Raw genomic sequence first — 18,418 nt, 5'->3', positions numbered from 1 at the left:
ATTTATCACCGCTGGCTGCCCAATGATGCGCCGCCAATGGAAACCGAGCGTATCGGTTTATAAACCTTTTACCCCTTAAAAACAAAGGCCGGATAACTCAGTTATCCGGCCTTTTGATTGCAGAGGCTTATGGCTTATTTAGCCAATACGCGCTGATGCAGCTCTTGCACTGAAGTCACGTTAGTGCGATCGTCCGCAGCGTGTGCCATGCAAGTGGCAAATGCCGCGTTCATCGTCGTGGTGTAGTTCACTTTGTAACGCAGTGCACCGCGACGTAATTGACGCGAGTCTTCAATCGCTTGACGGCCTTCGGTGGTGTTCACAATGTAGGTGTACTCACCGTTCTTGATGCGGTCAAGAATGTGTGGACGGCCTTCGTGTACCTTGTTCACTAAGCGTGGGTTGATACCCGCTTCACCTAGGATAACCGCTGTACCGTGGGTGGCATCGATTTGATAACCCAGCTCAATCAACTTAGCGGCTAAGTCGGCAACACGTTTCTTATCGCTGTTACGCACAGACAAGAGTGCACGACCAGACTTAGGCACTTCTGAAGTCGCACCTAACTGCGCCTTAGCATAGGCCTCGGCGAAGGTATCGCCCACGCCCATCACCTCACCCGTTGAGCGCATTTCTGGGCCTAACAGTGGGTCAACGCCAGGGAACTTGTTAAATGGCAGTACCACTTCTTTCACTGAGTAGAAAGGTGGGATGACTTCTTGAGTGAAGTTTTGTGCTTTTAAGCTTTGACCTGCCATCACACGGGCGGCAATCTTCGCTAACGGCACACCAGTGGCTTTCGACACAAATGGCACGGTACGCGCTGCACGTGGGTTAACTTCAATCATGTAGATTTCGTTATTCTTCACGGCAAACTGCACGTTCATCAGACCGACAACACCCAGCTCCATCGCCAACTTGCCGACTTGTACGCGCATGCGATCTTGGATTTCTTGGCTTAGGGTGTAAGGAGGCAGAGAACAACCTGAGTCACCTGAGTGAACACCCGCCTGCTCGATATGCTCCATAATCGCGCCGATAACCACAGTTTCACCGTCACAGACTGCGTCGATATCCACTTCGATAGCATCATCTAGGAAGTGGTCTAACAGTACTGGTGATGCGTTAGATACGCTTACCGCTTCGTTGAAGTAGCGCAGTAAATCCTGTTGGTCGTAAACGATTTCCATCGCGCGGCCGCCCAGTACATAGGATGGACGAACAACCAGTGGATAACCGATACGCTCAGCGGCAATTACAGCACCTTCAACCGTAGTGACGGTATCGTTTTCAGGCTGCTTCATTTCCAGGCGTTGAATCGCTTGCTGGAAACGCTCACGGTCTTCTGCACGGTCAATCGCATCTGGGCTAGTACCAATAATCGGCACACCCGCCGCCTCAAGGGCGCGAGCCAGTTTCAGCGGAGTTTGACCACCGTACTGCACGATAACGCCCTTTGGCTTCTCGATACGGACGATTTCTAACACATCTTCTAGGGTAACAGGCTCGAAGTACAGACGATCTGAGGTGTCGTAGTCAGTAGAAACGGTTTCAGGGTTACAGTTCACCATGATGGTTTCATAACCGTCTTCACGCAGGGCTAATGCCGCGTGCACACAGCAGTAATCGAATTCGATACCTTGACCGATACGGTTTGGACCACCACCTAACACCATGATTTTGTCACGGTCAGATGGGTTCGCTTCACACTCTTCCTCGTAGGTTGAGTACATGTAAGCGGTGTCAGTCGCAAATTCAGCCGCGCAGGTATCTACGCGCTTGTAAACTGGGTGGATGTCGAAACGGTCACGCAATTTACGGACTTCAGTCTCGTTTACGCCAAGGACCGCCGCCAGACGCGCATCGGCAAAACCTTTACGCTTAAGCTTACGCAGCAGTTCTTCGTTAAGACCGGCTAAACCGCCTTCGGCCACTTGGCCTTCCAGCTTAATCAGCTCTTCAATCTGGACTAAGAACCATGGGTCAATATTGGTTAAACGGAAGATTTCATCCAGGGTTAAACCCGCACGCATCGCATCGGCGATGTACCAAATACGGTCACAGCCAGGCTCTTTTAGCTCGAGGCGGATACGGGCTAACGCATCAGGCTTAGACATGTCAGTAATCGGGTCTAAACCGTGACGGCTTACTTCTAAACCGCGCAGGGCTTTTTGTAGTGACTCTTGGAAAGTACGGCCAATCGCCATCACTTCACCCACAGACTTCATCTGCGTGGTTAAGCGGTCGTTAGAACCAGCGAACTTTTCAAAGTTAAAGCGAGGTACTTTAGTCACAACATAGTCAATTGCAGGCTCGAACGACGCTGGCGTACGGCCGCCAGTAATGTCGTTCATCAGCTCATCGAGGGTGAACCCCACCGCTAACTTGGCCGCAATTTTTGCAATCGGGAAGCCAGTTGCTTTTGATGCCAATGCCGATGAACGCGATACCCGTGGGTTCATCTCGATGATCACCATACGGCCATCTTTCGGGTTGATACCAAACTGTACGTTCGAACCGCCCGTTTCAACCCCAATCTCACGCAGTACGGCCATAGAGGCATTACGCATGATTTGGTATTCTTTGTCAGTCAGAGTTTGCGCGGGTGCAACGGTAATAGAGTCGCCAGTATGCACACCCATTGGGTCGAAGTTTTCGATAGAGCACACGATGATACAGTTGTCGTTACGGTCACGAACCACTTCCATCTCGTATTCTTTCCAACCGATTAAGCTCTCGTCAATGAGCAGCTCTTTGGTTGGCGATAAATCTAAACCTTGAGAACAGATTTCTTCGAACTCTTCCTTGTTATAGGCGATACCACCGCCCGAGCCACCCATAGTGAATGATGGACGGATAATACAAGGGAAACCCACTTGCTCAAGAACGCCATAGGCTTCTTCCATGCTGTGGGCGATGCCCGCGCGTGGACACTCTAAACCAATGCTCTTCATGGCTTTGTCGAAGCGGCTACGGTCTTCGGCTTTATCAATCGCGTCGGCAGTCGCGCCGATCATTTCAACGTTAAATTCAGCCAGCACGCCTTTAGCCTCAAGCTCAAGCGCGCAGTTTAGAGCGGTTTGACCGCCCATGGTAGGCAGAATCGCATCAGGACGTTCTTTAGCGATAATGTTACGTACCACTTCCCATTGGATTGGCTCGATGTAAGTGGCATCGGCCATTTCAGGGTCGGTCATAATGGTGGCAGGGTTAGAGTTCACCAGAATGACGCGGTAACCTTCTTCACGCAGGGCTTTACAGGCTTGAGCGCCTGAATAGTCGAACTCACACGCCTGACCAATGACAATCGGGCCTGCACCTAGGATAAGAATACTCTTTATATCTGTACGTTTTGGCATTGCTTCTCTCTTCTCCTAGCTTGCGTATTACTTAGCGTTCTGACTTTTCGTTACAAGACGATAGTGTTCAATAAGCTCGATAAAGTGATCGAACAGTGGGGCCGCATCGTTCGGACCAGGGCTCGCTTCAGGGTGACCTTGGAAGCTGAACGCAGGTTTATCCGTCAGATGGATACCTTGCAGTGAACCATCGAACAGTGACTTGTGGGTCACTTTGATATTGGCAGGTAATGTGGCTTCATCGGCAGCAAAACCGTGGTTTTGGCTGGTGATCATCACGTTACCTTTTTCGATATTGCTCACTGGGTGGTTAGCACCATGGTGACCAAACTTCATCTTTAAGGTTTTCGCGCCTGATGCCAATGCCAGTAATTGGTGGCCTAAACAGATACCGAAAATCGGCGTATCGGTTTTCAGGATTTGTTGAATCGCTTCAATCGCGTAGTCGCATGGCTCTGGGTCACCGGGACCATTAGAGAGGAACACACCGTCTGGGTTCATCGCTAACACGTCAGCAGCGGGTGTTTTTGCAGGAACAACCGTCACATCACAGCCACGGTCAACCAACATACGCAGGATGTTTTGCTTAACGCCGTAGTCGTAGGCAACCACTTTGTATTTAAGCGCTTCTGCTGGAGTATCTTCAGGCAAACCACCCACTAAACGCCAGCTACCTTTACGCCATTGGTAGGCTTTGTCAGTAGTGACTTCTTTCGCTAAATCCATGCCCTTTAAACCTGGGAAGGCTTTAGCAGCTGCAAGCGCTTTGACTTCATCTAAGTCAGCACCCGCCATGATGCAACCCGCTTGGGCACCTTTTTCACGGAGGATTCGAGTTAATTTACGAGTATCGATATCTGCGATGCCAACAACATTGTTTGCTTTGAGATAATCGCTAAGGGTTTGTTGATTACGGAAACTACTTGCTATGAGCGGAAGATCGCGAATGATTAAACCACAAGCATGAACCCCATTGGATTCGACATCTTCATTATTGGTACCAGTATTACCAATGTGGGGGTAGGTTAAAGTTACTATCTGGCGTGAATAAGAGGGATCAGTTAAAATTTCTTGGTATCCCGTCATCGAAGTGTTAAAAACAACTTCACCAACTGAGAGACCATCGGCACCTATTGCTGTGCCAGTGAATACGGTTCCATCTTCGAGTACGAGTAAGGCAGACTTTGTCAACGCGACCTCCATAAAGAGCCAAGCCACTGAAATATAATGTTTTTATGTTATGTTAAGATACCAATTTCCGCTGATTTACGAAATTTTGACAAATTCCAGCGAGTTTACAGGATAAACTCAAACTCGTCTATACATTGGTATCTGAGTGCAAAAAAAAAACGCCAAATGGCGTTTTTTAATTTTAATGTAAACCTAATACCTGCTGCATATCATACAGACCCGGTTTCTGCTCCACCAACCAATGAGCGGCACGCATAGCGCCGTTGGCAAAGGTCATACGGCTTGAGGCTTTATGGGTGATCTCTAAACGCTCACCAATATCGGCAAACATGGCGGTATGCTCACCGACTAAATCACCCGCGCGCACAGTCGCAAAACCGATGGTTTCACGGTCACGCTCGCCAGTGATCCCTTCGCGGCCATAGACGGCGCATTTTTCAAGATCACGACCTAAGGTCTTGGCAATCACTTCACCCATTTTTAGTGCCGTGCCAGATGGCGCATCTTTCTTATATCTGTGGTGACCTTCGATAATCTCGATATCAGTGTAATCGCCCATGACCTCAGCGGCCAACTCAAGCAATTTCCACATCAGATTGACACCCACAGACATATTCGGCGCCATCACCACCGGCGTTTGCTCGGCAAAGGCATTGATTTGTTCTTTTTGAGCATGATTGAAACCGGTTGTGCCGATCACCATGGCTTTCTTATGGCGTACGCACCAATCTAAATGGACAATACTGGCCTCTGGCGCAGTAAAATCAATCAGCACATCAAAGTCATCGGTCGCATAGTCAAGCGAATCCATGATAATGACATTTAACTTACCCACACCGACAAGCTCGCCCGCATCCACGCCAATTAAGCTTGAACCTGAACGCTCAATCGCCGCGCCTAAGCGAATGTGCTCTTGATGATAAGCCGATTCAATAAGAGTCCGTCCCATGCGTCCACCCGCACCGACAATTGCAACTCTCACTTGTCCACTCATTTCAATCTCCTCAATCTTTTTTGTCTTCCATACAAAAACGCCTAAGACTGGCTTAGGCGTTTCAATCACATTAGACGATGTCTAATAACTCGACTTCAAACACTAAGGTTGAGTATGGAGGAATAGAAGCACCCGCACCACGCTCACCGTAAGCTAAGTGATGTGGAACGAATAATTTTAACTTGGTGCCTACTGGCATCAGTTGCAGTGCCTCAGTCCAGCCAGCGATAACGCCAGATACTGGGAATTCAGCTGGTTGACCACGAACAACAGAGCTGTCGAACACATCACCATTGATGAAAGAACCATGGTAGTGAGTACGAACAGTATCTTCGTAGGTTGGTTTTGCACCACTACCTTGAACTAATACTTCGTATTGCAGACCAGAGTCAGTCACGATCACGCCTGCACGTTTAGCGTTTTCCACTAAAAACGCTTCACCTTCAGCAGAAGCCGCAGCAGCTGCTTGCTCTTGAGCCGCTTGAATGCGACGGCTGATCTCAGTGAATGCAACTTGCATATCTTGCATAGATACAGCGCTTTCAACGCCAGCAAACGCATCGGCTAAGCCTGCTTGAACAGCAGCAATATCCACACCTTCAAAAGAATTGGCAGCCAGTTGCTCGCCCATTTGACGACCAACACCATAGCTTGCTTGCTGTTCAACAGTACTGAATTTATCAGACATAATTAACGACTCTCAATGTTCAATGGAATTTTGCGCGCCAGTTTACCATAGTTCCACGCCCTATGCTGATAAACTGACTGCTTATTTAACTTTGGCGGCGATTTTACGTAACCGATGCGTATTTATCCAGCAATAGCGCCTAATTGCGGCAAGATAAGGCCTGCATCTAAACGATCGCCACGCTCTGAATGACTATTTAGGCAACACGCATTGATTTTTGATACTCGCCTTTGCGCTCTGATACAAAGGCTGCATTTGCCCCTGTAATTGCTCGAGTTGGGCAATGCGATTGCTGTTGGATGGATGCGTTGATAACAGCTCTGGCCCTTGGCTACCTCCCGCTTTCGACATATTGTGCCACAGCACCACGCTCTGGGCAGGGTCGAACCCTGCCCGTGCCATCAGCTCCAGCCCCATCACATCCGCCTCACTCTCCTGAGCGCGGCCAAAGGGTAAAATCACCCCGACCTGCGCACCAAGCCCCAAAGCCGACATATATAAGTCACGGTTTGAAACGCCGCTCGCGCCAAGGGCGGCATCGGCGATTTGCATCCCCATCCCCGTCATCTGCGCCCGAGAGACCTGCTCATTACCGTGCTGGGCTAATACGTGGGCCACTTCATGGCCTAAGACTGTCGCCAGTTGATCCGGCGTGCTCGCGACTTTTAATAATCCGGTATACACGCCAATGTGTCCGCCAGGCAATGCAAAGGCGTTCACTTGCTCGGAGTTGAATAGCACGACATCCCACTTCTGGCTTTGATCGGGTAGCACAGCGGTGACGCGATTCGCCACACAATTTACATACTGGGTGAGCTTTTTATCGCTGCTGATCTTTTGCTGCTTTTTCATTTCTTCAAAAGAAGCATCCCCCATTTGCTGCATTTGCGATGCCGAATACAGCAAGGTTTGGCCACGCCCCGTGGGCGATTTAGTGGTCGCGCAGCCCGATAATCCTAACGTGAGTCCAACCGCCACTAAGGCGAGTGTTATTGATTTCATAGGGAACTCCTTAATCCGAACGAGGCTGAAGCTAGCAGACTCAACTAATCATGATTAAGATTTTACTGAGATAGCAAGCAGAAGCCAAACGAGATTCAGAATCTTGTCTGGTAGCACGAGTGAGCCTAGCGCCAGTTAAGGTGCAATATAGTCTTCCCTTAACATGGCATAGAGATACTCATCGCCCCATGCACCCTTAAAGAAGATATTTTTGACATAATGGGCTTCGCGCCGAAAGCCGAGTTTTTCGAGTAATCTACAGCAGGCAAGATTGTCTACATCGGTTATCGCAATAACACGATGCTTATCTAATTCCACAAAGAGATAACCCAGCAATGCGCTGACGGCCTCAAACGCAACCTGCTGGCCTTGATACTCAGGCGCAATCGTAAAGCCGATTTCCATTTGCTGCTCATCGATAAAATGCAGCGCCACATCGCCCACTAAGGTGGCAGGCGTCGCAAACGATGCCTCAGTGACAATCGCCAATTGAAACCAAGTGTCCGCCGCGCCAAATTGTGCGTAATCCATATTCTCGAATAACGCGACAGCATCGCTATAAGAGTAATCCGTCCAGCTTTGATATTTGGCGACCTTAGGCTCGGCTCGATAGGCGGTAAAAGCTTCAAGATCCGCTCGCTGAAATGCTCGAAGCGTAAAACGTTGGGTGGTTAAACCGTGATTTACCATATGGTGAAGTGCGTTACCTATCGCCAATGTCGACGCCATGCCAGCTCCTTTCATGTGAATAAACCGCTAATGTCAGTAAGTCCCTAAACTCGCTATATAGTTCACCCAGCGGAAACCGGTAAACAGTACCAATAAGTGCTAGCAGTTTATGGATAGCAGCGCGGGCTTATCTCAACGCTTGCCTTTAAAGGCTTTGACGCTGTGCTTATTAATACTGCGACGATTCGCCTGTTTATCCCGAGGTGGACGCTTAGGTACAACCTTATTCTCGGCCGCATCTTCTCTAGCTCTTTCGCTCGGCTTATCGGTCACCGGAAAGTCTGCCAATGATGCTAACGGTAACTCACGCGCCGTCAAGTTGCGGATCGCGGTTAAGCTTGGCACTTCACCATGGCACACCAAAGAGATAGCGAGCCCTTTGGCGCCCGCCCTTGCGGTGCGGCCAATACGGTGCACATATACAGGCGCACTGGTGGGTAAATCTAAATTGATCACCACTGGTAAGGCATCAACATGAATACCTCGGGCCATCAAATCTGTCGCCACCACCACTTGAATACGATTGGCTTTAAAGTCGGCCAAGGTTTGGCTGCGCACGGTTTGATCTTTTTCACCGTGCAGCGCAGCAGCATTTATCCCCGCCTTAACGAGTCGTTTCGCTATCGCATCAGCATCATCGCGGGCACTGATAAACACTAGCACTTGCGGCCATTGATATTGTTTGAGTAACGCAATCAATGCCTGCGCCTTACTGCCCTTATTGACTAAATACAGTTGCTCTTCGATTTCGGCGGCGACAGCATTGCGTGTACTGGCTTCAACCCGCAGGGGATTATTGCTCAGCAATTTACCCACCAAGGAATCCAACGCCTCTGGCAAGGTGGCTGAAAACAGTAAGGTTTGCTTACGCTTAGGCATCATGGTCATCAGCTTTTGCACATCGGGCCAAAATCCCATTTCCAGTAAGCGGTCGGCTTCGTCTAGCACTAGATATTTTATCGAATCGAGACGGATATAGGACTGCGTGCATAAATCCAATAAGCGCCCAGGGGTTGCCACCACAAACTGCGGTTTAGCGGCAAGTTCGGCTAATTGCTCTTCCTGCGCGATACCGCCACAGAGGAGCTGAATATTCAAAGAAGACGATAACTTACTCGCCAGCGCGTGCAACGCTATCGTTACCTGCTGCGCTAACTCACGCGTTGGCACCAACACTAATGCCAGTGGATTAGCCGCAGGCACGGATTTAGCCATCGTTTGCTCAGCAATTTGTTGCCAGAGGATTTGCAGCAAAGGTAAACCGAAAGCCAAGGTCTTACCGCTACCGGTTTGCGACAGCGCTAACACATCCCGCCCCGCCAGAATCGCCGGAATCGCTAATTGCTGCACCCGTGTCGGATGCTTGAGCCCGGCTGGCAATACCGAACATAACGCCACATTGACGCCAAGCTCGGCAAAGGTTAACGGCTCAGGGGAAGACTCTGTGGAAGGAGAAGGTTTAGGAATGGTCATCACAACACCGATAAAAACATGGGAGCGAAAGTTTACGCAGAGTTGGCTGCTAATACCAATGTTGTTTCGGCTTGGACTAAAGCCTTGGGATAGTTGTTTCGTCATATCCAGTGACGTATCGGATTACCAACTATCGACAAGCAATGATTGAGTTAAAGGTTTTTAAATCAAAGTCGTGGGTCTTCAACCCACACCCGACCAAGAGGGGATCAACAGCAATCCCCTCTTGGATCTCCCTTGCCGCCCTAGCGAAGTTACATGCATTAGAGACTGGCTTCGTGCTTATTCGAAAATCGCTAACGCTTCCGATGGTACATCCTGTACCCCGAAAGCTAACTCGGCATCCATGCCTCGCTCACGCGATTTCCTTCAACGCCCTTCAGCAACTTCGCAGGGGAAGGTGAACTCCTGAAATTACTGTGTCAGCTGTTAATCTTGAAAGAGTTCCGCCTGTCCTTTCTTTTGTGTTTCTTTTGTTCTGCCACTAGAGAATGAACTACTTTTTGTGCCTGTTCTGAAATTGTTTTATTGATGCTATCTCAGAAGTAAATCTTCTTGCACATGATTAATGTTTGACGGAGATCCTAATACTTTAAACACGGCCTCAACGAATTCAAATGAAGATTTACAAGCCCATTCGGCATACTCGCTTTGTTCCCACGTATGTGCTTTGTGATTGTGATTTTTACCGAAAATAAGCTGGTTCAGTTCAATCCAATAATTACCCTTGTGAGAGCTACCTTTGCGCATTAGCTCCTTAGATCCAGAGTCCAGCCAAGAAGCCTTATAGTGAGTAATGTTGTTCCTCAAAGTAATCAGGGCCTTTACATTTTGGCTTTCAGGACAACCTCTACTTATTGGTTCAAAACCCGCAGCAACTAAAAATATGTCATATTTCTCAAGTATATTGGCTCTATCTATTGCATCGATTTCTGACAACGTTTTGATTAATTTCTTACTTTTGTCCGTGACATTAGCTAACCAAGCATTTGAGTCCCTTTCCGATTCAGCAAACAACTCATTTATTGTTGCCTCCAAAAATGCGACAGCAGAAAGTATTGAAGCTCCCACATGGGAGGCTATTTCGCTCCTATTCAGTTGATTTTCATTATTTTCTATACGGGCAGCAAGTCTGGAAAAATGAGCGGCTGATTTTGCGTGATGTATAGATAAATATGTACTCATTAAAATTTGTATTTGCATTTAAGAATCAACCTATAAAATCCTATACAAGTCGGTGGTTAGTAAAAAATCTTCGCGTTTCTTATTACTAGTGTTTATCGCATACATAACACCGCGCTCTACGGAAATTTACGAGCACCAACTATTTGCTATGCTCTGAGATCAAACCAAATTTGTTCGCCATCATCACTCTGTAGTTTAAAATCGGTATTTTTAAGAATTAGATCTGAAAAGCCATCATGACTATTGAATATATAGTAATCAGTCTCAGTTGTAGAACATTCACCAAACAAAAATCTATATTCGCGTTGATATGCATAATCCAGAGCTTTAACCAAATTTCCCCACTTTGATCTGTCTCCAGTGTATTCAACCTCACCACAAAATAGTGGTTTATTACTTAAGCCTTGTAACTTGGAAACCAGTGGCTTTAGATTTTGAGCAGGTAAGAACGCGTAATGAGTCCCAAATTGAGCTTTCATTTTAGCCACATCATCTTTCAGCTTTTCTAGAGCTTCCAGATCCTTAGGTAAACGCAGTGAAAACCAGCAATGCATCCAAGCATCTTTTTCTTTTCGATTATGTACTGTTATCCCTAAAGCATCGCTAATATCAATATCACCAAATTTGGCTATGATTGGCGAGTCGCCTCGATCTTTTCTATAAGAGTATGCGCAGCTCTCAAACTTGTCTGAAACACCTTCTTGCTCATCAAGCCGATAAACTTCTGGAGGTGTACAGTGGAAACAACCATCTCGTAAACTATCAAGGAAATCTTCGTTCCTGAAGAATTTTACTAGACCTAAAAACTGATTTGATTCCATGTTTTCAACCTTGATTTAGTGCATAACTTTAGTCAAGAGGCGGGCTTTAGAACGTCCCAGTGAACGAAGCGAACAGTTGAGCCACTTGTTGAACGAAGTCGCTTTTTGCCAGGAACAAGATAAAGCCATCTTTTTCCCTACATTCAAAATACTTGCTAGACGCAACCTGCTTCGGCCGCACACCTAGAAATATCATCATGGACATTCACGAACAACAACGCTTTGATTTACCTGATGAACAACATCTTACCCACTTAACCTTGCATGGCAAGAGGTCTGCAACCATTGATGTCTATAGCCAAGCGATACGCCGAATTGCGACTTATTTTGATTGCCGCCCAGCCCACTTGACTACATATGATTTGAAGCGCTATTTTGCCGATTTGATTGCCTCCCATTCATGGAGCACCGTTACAGGAAAGATCGGCTAGACAGAACATTTATCAGGTATACGCAGGACTTAAAAAGATTAAGCACTGCCATGGAAGTGACCGTTGACGGCATGGATGCCGTCGTCGAGCCCTCAGGGAAGAGTTTATGGCGAGTCACTGAAATGACAGTGCTTAATTGATTGCTGCGGACAGAGTTTGAAATTTGAGCATGCAATCAAGCATAAAAAAGCCCCGCTAGTGCTAAACACTGCGAGGCTTTATTTATCTCGTGCGCTGCTAACATAACCGCTGCGCCACCCAACCTAATTAGCTATTTAGGTCTTGGAAAAACTTCTTCACGCCATCGAAAAAGCCTTCAGCCTTTGGGCTGTGCTTCTTTGATTCGCCGGTTAAGGTCGCTTCAAACTCACGCAGTAATTCTTTCTGACGCTCGTTTAGGTTGACTGGCGTTTCCATCACGACTTTGCAGAGCAAATCGCCAACGGCATGGCTGCGAACCGATTTAACCCCTTTACCACGCAGACGGAACATACGGCCCGTTTGCGTTTCGGCAGGGATCTTCAGGCTGACTTTACCGTCCAGTGTTGGCACTTCAATCTCGCCGCCGAGCGCCGCTTTACTGAATGAAATCGGCACTTCGCAGTAGAGGTTGTTGCCATCGCGAACAAAGATGGCATGTTCACGCACACTGACCTGAACATATAAATCGCCCGCTGGCGCGCCAAACTCGCCCGCTTCACCTTCACCCGCTAAACGAATACGGTCGCCAGTGTCGACACCTGCTGGGATCTTAACTGACAATGTCTTCGTTTTTTCGACACGGCCATCGCCATGGCACTTAGTACAAGGATCTTTAATGATCTTGCCGCGTCCATGACAGGTTGGACATGGCTGTTGTACGGTGAAGAAACCTTGGCGCATTTGCACTTGGCCTTGACCATGACAGGTTGTACAAGTGGTCGCCGAAGTGCCTTTTTTCGCACCGCTGCCGTCACACACATCACAGCTAGCTAAGGTTGGAATACGCAGTTCTTTGGTGAGGCCTTTTACGGCTTCTTCCAGTGATAACTCTAGGTTGTAACGTAAATCTGAGCCGCGGGCCGCTTGGCGTTGACCGCCACGACGTCCACCGCCGAAAATATCGCCAAAGACATCACCGAAAATATCGCCGAAATCTCCCGCGCCGCCGTAGCCACCACCGCCGCCGCGATTCGGATCCACACCCGCATGACCAAATTGGTCATAGGCCGCTTTTTTGTTGGCATCGGTAAGGATTTCGTAGGCTTCTTTAACTTCTTTAAAGCTCGCCTCAGCAGCTTTGTCGCCAGGGTTGCGATCGGGGTGAAACTTCATCGCCAAACGCTTGTAGGCTTTTTTAATTTCACGTTCGCTGGCGTCACGACCAACGCCTAATACTTCGTAATAATCTCGCTTTGACATAATCTCATGCTTCTCAGCTTAAGTTGAACGAACGGGCGTTAGGGTTTCCCCGTAACGCCCGCCTAGAAATTAACTATTTGAAATCAATCAATTTGATTGAGAGCAAATGTTATTTCTTGTCGTCTTTCACTTCTTCAAATTCAGCATCGACAACGTCATCGGCAGTCGCGTTAGACTGTTTAGCAGCACCTTCTTGTGCGCCGCCTTGAGTTTGAGCTTTAGCCTGAGCAATTTCCATCAGCTTAGCAGACGCTTCAATCAGCTCTTGAGTCGCTTTTTCAATGGCTTCTTTGTCGTTGCCTTTTGCTGCAACTTCAACTGCGCTCATTGCCGCTTCAATCTTAGCTTTGTCGTCTGCTGGCAGTGCATCGCCCGCTTCTTCAACTTGTTTCTTAGTTGCGTGAACTAAGCCATCTGCTTGGTTGCGAGATTGCACTAACTCTTCAAACTTCTTGTCTTCTTCAGCGTGGGCTTCAGCGTCACGTACCATTTGCGCCACTTCTTCTTCGCTTAAGCCAGAAGAAGCTTTGATGGTGATGTTTTGTTTCTTACCGGTTTTCTTATCGGTTGCAGAAACATGCAGAATACCGTCAGCGTCGATATCGAACATCACTTCGATTTGTGGCATGCCACGTGGTGCTGGCTCAATACCGTCAAGGTTGAACTGACCTAATGACTTGTTCGCGCTTGCTTGCTTACGTTCACCTTGCAGTACGTGAATGGTTACTGCACTTTGGTTGTCATCGGCTGTTGAGAACACTTGCTGTGCCTTAGTCGGAATAGTAGTGTTTTTCTCAATCAGCTTGGTCATTACGCTGCCCATGGTTTCGATACCCAGAGACAGTGGTGTTACGTCTAACAGCAGAACGTCTTTCACGTCGCCTGACAGTACGCCCGCTTGAATCGCAGCACCTACGGCTACGGCTTCGTCTGGGTTTACGTCTTTACGAGGTTCTTTACCGAAGAAGTTAGAAACCGCTTCTTGAACCTTAGGCATACGGGTTTGACCGCCCACTAAAATCACTTCGTTAATGTCTGATACTGATAAGTCAGCGTCAGCCAGTGCCACTTTTAATGGCTCTAAGGTACGAATGATTAAGTCTTCAACCAGTGACTCTAACTTAGCACGGGTGATTTTCACCACTAAGTGCTTAGGACCTGTTGCATCGGCAGTGATGTATGGCAGGTTCACTTCAGTTTGGTTGGTGCTTGAAAGCTCAATCTTCGCCTTTTCAGCCGCTTCTTTCAGACGTTGCATTGCTAATGGATCTTTACGTAGATCTAAGCCTTGCTCTTTCTTGAATTCGTCAGCTAAGTAGTTGATTAAACGGTTGTCAAAGTCTTCACCACCTAAGTGAGTGTCACCGTTAGTCGCTAATACTTCGAAGGTTTGGTCGCCGTCGTTGCTGTCGATTTCGATGATCGAGATATCGAATGTACCACCACCTAAGTCGTACACTGCAACGATGTTGTCGCCTTGCTTCTTGTCGATACCGTAGGCCAGAGCTGCAGCCGTTGGTTCGTTGATAATACGTTTAACTTCAAGACCTGCGATGCGGCCAGCATCTTTAGTGGCTTGACGTTGTGAATCGTTAAAGTATGCAGGAACGGTAATTACCGCTTCTGTCACTTCTTCACCTAAGAAGTCTTCTGCTGTTTTCTTCATCTTTTTCAAGATTTCAGCAGAAACTTGTGGTGGAGCCATTTTGTTGCCACGTGATTCAACCCAAGCATCACCGTTGTCGGCTTGGATAATTTTGAATGGCATGATGTTCACGTCACGTTGAACTTCGTCATCTTTGAAGCGACGACCGATCAAACGCTTGATCGCGAAGAATGTGTTATTTGGGTTAGTTACAGCTTGGCGTTTTGCTGGCTGACCCACGATGGTCTCATCATCGGTGTAAGCGATGATAGACGGAGTTGTGCGATCGCCTTCAGCATTCTCTAATACGCGTGCTTTGCCACCATCGAGGACAGCTACACAAGAGTTTGTTGTGCCTAAGTCGATACCAATAATTTTACCCATGAGGTCCTCCGAAAAATTTCTGTCAAACTAAATTAATAAGTTGGTTTTGATATGGGGCCGGACGCATTTTTTTCAAGTCCACTGTTGGCCACCTTCTCAGCCTTAACACCTATATTGGGACAGGGAATTTAATTACAAGGGCCATACAAAAAATTTTCTGATTTATCTTTTCGAAAAACTCAGCTGTATAAAATATTCAAAATGGTAAAATCCGCTTGCATATCAACAATAGCTGTTATTCAATCTGCGCACATTGAGTGGCGGTTTAAGTACATAAGGTAAGAGTGTGAAGTCTTCAAATTTGGCGTATGTGTACGGCATGGCTGCGGTATTCCTCTGGTCGACGGTGGCAACCGCCTTTAAGATTGCCCTCGGATTTTATAGCCCGTTGCAACTGGTGTTTGTGGCGGTACTCACCTCTATCGTCGCCCTTGGCGCCATTCTCGCTTGGCAAAAAAAGCTACCGCTACTTAAAGCGCAGCTGTTACGTCGCCCGACTTTTTATCTGATCACTGGGCTGATTAATCCCTTTCTTTATTATGTGGTGCTGTTTAAAGCCTATTCACTGTTACCCGCCCAGCAGGCGCTCTCACTTAATTATACCTGGGCGGTATTGCTACCGCTGTTAGCTGCGCCACTGCTAAAACAACATTTGCGTAAGAGCGATATGATTGCGGCACTGATTGCCTACTCTGGGGTATTTATTATTGCCACTGGCGGCGATATTAGCGGTTTTCGCTTCGATAGCCCCCTTGGCATTGGGCTGGCGCTGACTAGCACCCTGCTCTGGTGCCTATATTGGATTGTGAACACCAAAGATCAAGGCGACCCCGTCGTCAGCCTACTGTTGAGCTTTTTAATCGGTTTACCCTTTATTACCATCACGCTGTTACTTACCGATGCGATCCCTAGCTTTAGCATTAAAGCCGTGATGGCGGGGATGTATGTCGGCTTATTTGAAATGGGGATTACCTTTGTACTCTGGTTAATGGCGCTTAAAACTGCGACTCGTACCGCCAATATCAGCACCTTAGTGTTTTTATCGCCGGTGATGTCGATTGGTTTTATTGCTTGGATTTTGCAAGAAACCATCGCCACCGCAACCTACATTGGCCTAGGCTTTATTTTAAGCGGCATGATGTTGCAGCAGTTATTCCCGCGCTATCTGGAGCGCAAAACCAAACTCAATACCAAACTTGCGGACTAAGCAACGGATAAGGTGCCTTACTCGGGTATAGATAATTTATGCCCGAGCTAACATTTTAAACGCCAATAAAGAGCTACTATGGCGGACTTTTATTGCCCCAGAAATTGACGCAAGGAGTAAAGCATGACACCTGCCGTACAAATGGCAAAGAAAGCCAAAATCCCCTTTGAAATCTTAGAATACAGCCACGACCCACACTGCGCCGCCTACGGCGAAGAAGCCGCCAATGTATTAGGCCTCGCTCCCGCGCAGGTATTTAAAACCTTACTGGTCGCGACCGATAAAGCGCATCCGCCGCTTGCGGTTGCGCTCGTTCCGGTTGATCATCAACTCAATTTAAAAGCCGTAGCCAAATGTTTAGGCCAGAAAAAACTGCAAATGGCCGATGCGGATTTAGCGCAAAAGTCTTCCGGCTATTTGGTTGGAGGGATCAGCCCGTTAGCGCAAAAGAAGCAACTGCCAACGCTGATTGATGAAACTGCGAAGCAATTTGACAACATCTATGTCAGTGCTGGTCGCCGTGGGCTTGAGATATGTCTCGCTGCAAATGACTTAGCGAAGTTGTGCCGCGGATCATTTGCCGATATTAAAACCCTATAACTTAAACTCGGTCTAGAAAATTCTTTTACACGCTATCCATAAAATCATTGAAAAGCCCCCCTTAACCGTCTATAAATTAAACAATCGGTTAAGTGACTAAGGATAGTCATATGGAAAAATCAACCCATTGGAATCAAGAAGATGGCATAACCCCTATCGGTTGGGTTGCCATGCTGGTGTGTATCGCCCTTTTTATCTACGAGCATTTTTGGGGGAATGGTTTTACCACCATGGTGGTGATGCTCTATTGCAGTTTTTTACTTCCGTCGGTATTACTGACTCGCAAAGTGCAAGAGAAGTATTTTCTCTATACCTTGGAATATATCCGGCCCTTTCGAAAATTCACCACAGTGATGTCAATCGCTTTTGTATGTTTATGGCTGATTGCCACCTATACCCCACTTATCCACTAAGATAAAGATTTACCACTAAAAAGCCGCTTTTCAGCGGCTTTTTAGTGTACCAATCAGGCTATGAACGACTCGTATAATCGCCCCACGCTAACCACTTATAGGTGGTTAGCGCCTCAAGCCCCATTGGACCACGGGCATGGAGCTTTTGCGTACTCACTGCCACCTCGGCACCTAGGCCAAATTGGCCGCCATCGGTAAAGCGGGTACTGGCATTTACATACACAGCGGCCGAATTAACCTCATTCATAAAATACGTTGCAGCATGGATATCATCGGTCAGAATCGCCTCAGAGTGCCCACTGGAATAGGTACGGATATGGGCAATTGCTGCATGAATATCACTCACCACTTTAATGCCTAAGGTCAAAGATAACCATTCGGTCGCAAAGCTTTGCTCCGTTGCCGGGGAAATATCAAACCCCAACCCATCGAGCAGTGTATAGCTTTGTTCGCACACCGAAAAACGCACACCTAAACGATGTAAGTATTCGGCAATTTGTGGCACAAAGCGCTCGGCAACAGCGTTATCCACCAGCAAGGTATCCAGAGCGTTGCATACCGTTGGGCGCTGCACTTTTGCGTTGGCAATCACCTCAAGAGCCCGCTCAAGATCGGCATGTTTATCGACATACAGATGGCAGATCCCAATGCCACCTAAAATCACCGGAATTGTCGCTTGCTCGGCGCAAAGACGCTGTAAGGCTTGTCCGCCACGGGGGACTATCATATCGACATATTGGTCGAGCTTAAGTAACCCTGTGACTAAGACTCTATCGGGAGAATCAATCAATTGCACCGCATCGACAGGCAGCCCTTGGCTTGCAATCGCGCCACGGATCACTTCACTAATCAGTTTGTTGGATTCGAGGGTTCTCTTTTCCGCCACGTAAAATCA

The 18,418-nt window shown here is 47.6% G+C and carries 15 protein-coding genes and 1 pseudogene; 4 read left to right on the top strand and 12 right to left on the bottom strand.

Annotated features, from left to right (window positions below):
* Positions 1-134 precede the first annotated feature (134 nt).
* From carB to SHEWPOL2_RS18130, 9 genes are all read right to left on the bottom strand, one after another.
* Positions 135-3,359 (bottom strand): carbamoyl-phosphate synthase large subunit, encoded by a 3,225-nt coding sequence (carB, locus tag SHEWPOL2_RS18170; protein ID WP_037430414.1) that lies wholly within the window; start codon positions 3,357-3,359, stop codon positions 135-137.
* A gap of 27 nt (positions 3,360-3,386) precedes the next feature.
* Positions 3,387-4,562: a glutamine-hydrolyzing carbamoyl-phosphate synthase small subunit gene (gene carA, locus SHEWPOL2_RS18165; RefSeq protein ID WP_086024082.1), complete on the bottom strand. Its 1,176-nt coding sequence runs from the start codon at positions 4,560-4,562 to the stop codon at positions 3,387-3,389.
* A gap of 169 nt (positions 4,563-4,731) precedes the next feature.
* Positions 4,732-5,544 carry a 4-hydroxy-tetrahydrodipicolinate reductase gene (gene dapB / locus SHEWPOL2_RS18160; RefSeq protein WP_037415093.1) on the bottom strand — a complete coding sequence of 271 codons (813 nt, stop codon included), beginning with the start codon at positions 5,542-5,544 and terminating at the stop codon, positions 4,732-4,734.
* Between the two features lie 70 nt (positions 5,545-5,614).
* Positions 5,615-6,232 (bottom strand): FKBP-type peptidyl-prolyl cis-trans isomerase, encoded by a 618-nt coding sequence (locus SHEWPOL2_RS18155; protein ID WP_037430413.1) that lies wholly within the window; start codon positions 6,230-6,232, stop codon positions 5,615-5,617.
* A 192-nt stretch (positions 6,233-6,424) separates the two neighbouring features.
* Entirely contained in the window at positions 6,425-7,234 is an 810-nt protein-coding gene (locus tag SHEWPOL2_RS18150) for a M48 family metallopeptidase (protein WP_037415087.1), read from the bottom strand.
* A 135-nt stretch (positions 7,235-7,369) separates the two neighbouring features.
* A complete protein-coding gene (locus tag SHEWPOL2_RS18145) occupies positions 7,370-7,963 on the bottom strand; it encodes a GNAT family protein (RefSeq protein ID WP_037430412.1) in 594 nt (197 codons plus the stop codon).
* Positions 7,964-8,095: 132 nt separating this feature from the next.
* A complete protein-coding gene (locus tag SHEWPOL2_RS18140; protein WP_037430418.1) occupies positions 8,096-9,436 on the bottom strand; it encodes a DEAD/DEAH box helicase in 1,341 nt (446 codons plus the stop codon).
* 534 nt (positions 9,437-9,970) lie between these two features.
* Positions 9,971-10,639 (bottom strand): hypothetical protein, encoded by a 669-nt coding sequence (locus SHEWPOL2_RS18135; protein ID WP_037430411.1) that lies wholly within the window; start codon positions 10,637-10,639, stop codon positions 9,971-9,973.
* Positions 10,640-10,767: 128 nt separating this feature from the next.
* A complete protein-coding gene (locus SHEWPOL2_RS18130) occupies positions 10,768-11,442 on the bottom strand; it encodes a hypothetical protein (RefSeq protein ID WP_037430410.1) in 675 nt (224 codons plus the stop codon).
* Positions 11,443-11,639: 197 nt separating this feature from the next.
* Between SHEWPOL2_RS18130 and SHEWPOL2_RS18125 the strand changes: the two genes are divergently transcribed.
* The gene (locus SHEWPOL2_RS18125) at positions 11,640-11,873 is read left to right on the top strand and encodes a phage integrase N-terminal SAM-like domain-containing protein (protein WP_050991405.1); all 234 of its coding nucleotides are present in this window, start codon (positions 11,640-11,642) and stop codon (positions 11,871-11,873) included.
* Positions 11,874-12,140: 267 nt separating this feature from the next.
* Here the strand turns inward: SHEWPOL2_RS18125 and dnaJ are convergent, their stop codons facing one another.
* Positions 12,141-13,274 carry a molecular chaperone DnaJ gene (gene dnaJ / locus SHEWPOL2_RS18120; RefSeq protein WP_037414972.1) on the bottom strand — a complete coding sequence of 378 codons (1,134 nt, stop codon included), beginning with the start codon at positions 13,272-13,274 and terminating at the stop codon, positions 12,141-12,143.
* A 109-nt stretch (positions 13,275-13,383) separates the two neighbouring features.
* Positions 13,384-15,303, bottom strand: a complete 1,920-nt coding sequence (dnaK, locus tag SHEWPOL2_RS18115) for a molecular chaperone DnaK (RefSeq protein WP_023268338.1) — start codon at positions 15,301-15,303, stop codon at positions 13,384-13,386.
* A gap of 286 nt (positions 15,304-15,589) precedes the next feature.
* Between dnaK and SHEWPOL2_RS18110 the strand changes: the two genes are divergently transcribed.
* From SHEWPOL2_RS18110 to SHEWPOL2_RS18100, 3 genes are all read left to right on the top strand, one after another.
* Positions 15,590-16,510 carry a DMT family transporter gene (locus SHEWPOL2_RS18110; protein WP_037430408.1) on the top strand — a complete coding sequence of 307 codons (921 nt, stop codon included), beginning with the start codon at positions 15,590-15,592 and terminating at the stop codon, positions 16,508-16,510.
* Positions 16,511-16,633: 123 nt separating this feature from the next.
* A complete protein-coding gene (gene ybaK, locus SHEWPOL2_RS18105; RefSeq protein ID WP_037430406.1) occupies positions 16,634-17,110 on the top strand; it encodes a Cys-tRNA(Pro) deacylase in 477 nt (158 codons plus the stop codon).
* Positions 17,111-17,220: 110 nt separating this feature from the next.
* The gene (locus SHEWPOL2_RS18100; protein WP_037414983.1) at positions 17,221-17,523 is read left to right on the top strand and encodes a hypothetical protein; all 303 of its coding nucleotides are present in this window, start codon (positions 17,221-17,223) and stop codon (positions 17,521-17,523) included.
* Between the two features lie 58 nt (positions 17,524-17,581).
* On the opposite strand, the pseudogene SHEWPOL2_RS18095 reads toward SHEWPOL2_RS18100, so the two are convergent.
* Positions 17,582-18,418 (bottom strand): annotated as a pseudogene (locus tag SHEWPOL2_RS18095) (glutamate-5-semialdehyde dehydrogenase); the annotation flags it as partial.

This window comes from Shewanella sp. POL2 (genome assembly GCF_000282755.1).
Lineage (GTDB): Bacteria > Pseudomonadota > Gammaproteobacteria > Enterobacterales > Shewanellaceae > Shewanella > Shewanella xiamenensis.
Note: the sequence above shows the minus strand (reverse complement) of the source record. Positions and strands in the feature narration are given on the sequence as shown.

Coding starts and splice junctions, on each gene's coding strand:
- carB (WP_037430414.1), bottom strand. CDS start 3,359: ATGCCAAAACGTACAGATATAAAGAGTATTCTTATCCTAGGTGCAGGC.
- carA (WP_086024082.1), bottom strand. CDS start 4,562: ATGGAGGTCGCGTTGACAAAGTCTGCCTTACTCGTACTCGAAGATGGA.
- dapB (WP_037415093.1), bottom strand. CDS start 5,544: ATGAGTGGACAAGTGAGAGTTGCAATTGTCGGTGCGGGTGGACGCATG.
- SHEWPOL2_RS18155 (WP_037430413.1), bottom strand. CDS start 6,232: ATGTCTGATAAATTCAGTACTGTTGAACAGCAAGCAAGCTATGGTGTT.
- SHEWPOL2_RS18150 (WP_037415087.1), bottom strand. CDS start 7,234: ATGAAATCAATAACACTCGCCTTAGTGGCGGTTGGACTCACGTTAGGA.
- SHEWPOL2_RS18145 (WP_037430412.1), bottom strand. CDS start 7,963: ATGGCGTCGACATTGGCGATAGGTAACGCACTTCACCATATGGTAAAT.
- SHEWPOL2_RS18140 (WP_037430418.1), bottom strand. CDS start 9,436: ATGACCATTCCTAAACCTTCTCCTTCCACAGAGTCTTCCCCTGAGCCG.
- SHEWPOL2_RS18135 (WP_037430411.1), bottom strand. CDS start 10,639: ATGCAAATACAAATTTTAATGAGTACATATTTATCTATACATCACGCA.
- SHEWPOL2_RS18130 (WP_037430410.1), bottom strand. CDS start 11,442: ATGGAATCAAATCAGTTTTTAGGTCTAGTAAAATTCTTCAGGAACGAA.
- SHEWPOL2_RS18125 (WP_050991405.1), top strand. CDS start 11,640: ATGGACATTCACGAACAACAACGCTTTGATTTACCTGATGAACAACAT.
- dnaJ (WP_037414972.1), bottom strand. CDS start 13,274: ATGTCAAAGCGAGATTATTACGAAGTATTAGGCGTTGGTCGTGACGCC.
- dnaK (WP_023268338.1), bottom strand. CDS start 15,303: ATGGGTAAAATTATTGGTATCGACTTAGGCACAACAAACTCTTGTGTA.
- ybaK (WP_037430406.1), top strand. CDS start 16,634: ATGACACCTGCCGTACAAATGGCAAAGAAAGCCAAAATCCCCTTTGAA.
- SHEWPOL2_RS18100 (WP_037414983.1), top strand. CDS start 17,221: ATGGAAAAATCAACCCATTGGAATCAAGAAGATGGCATAACCCCTATC.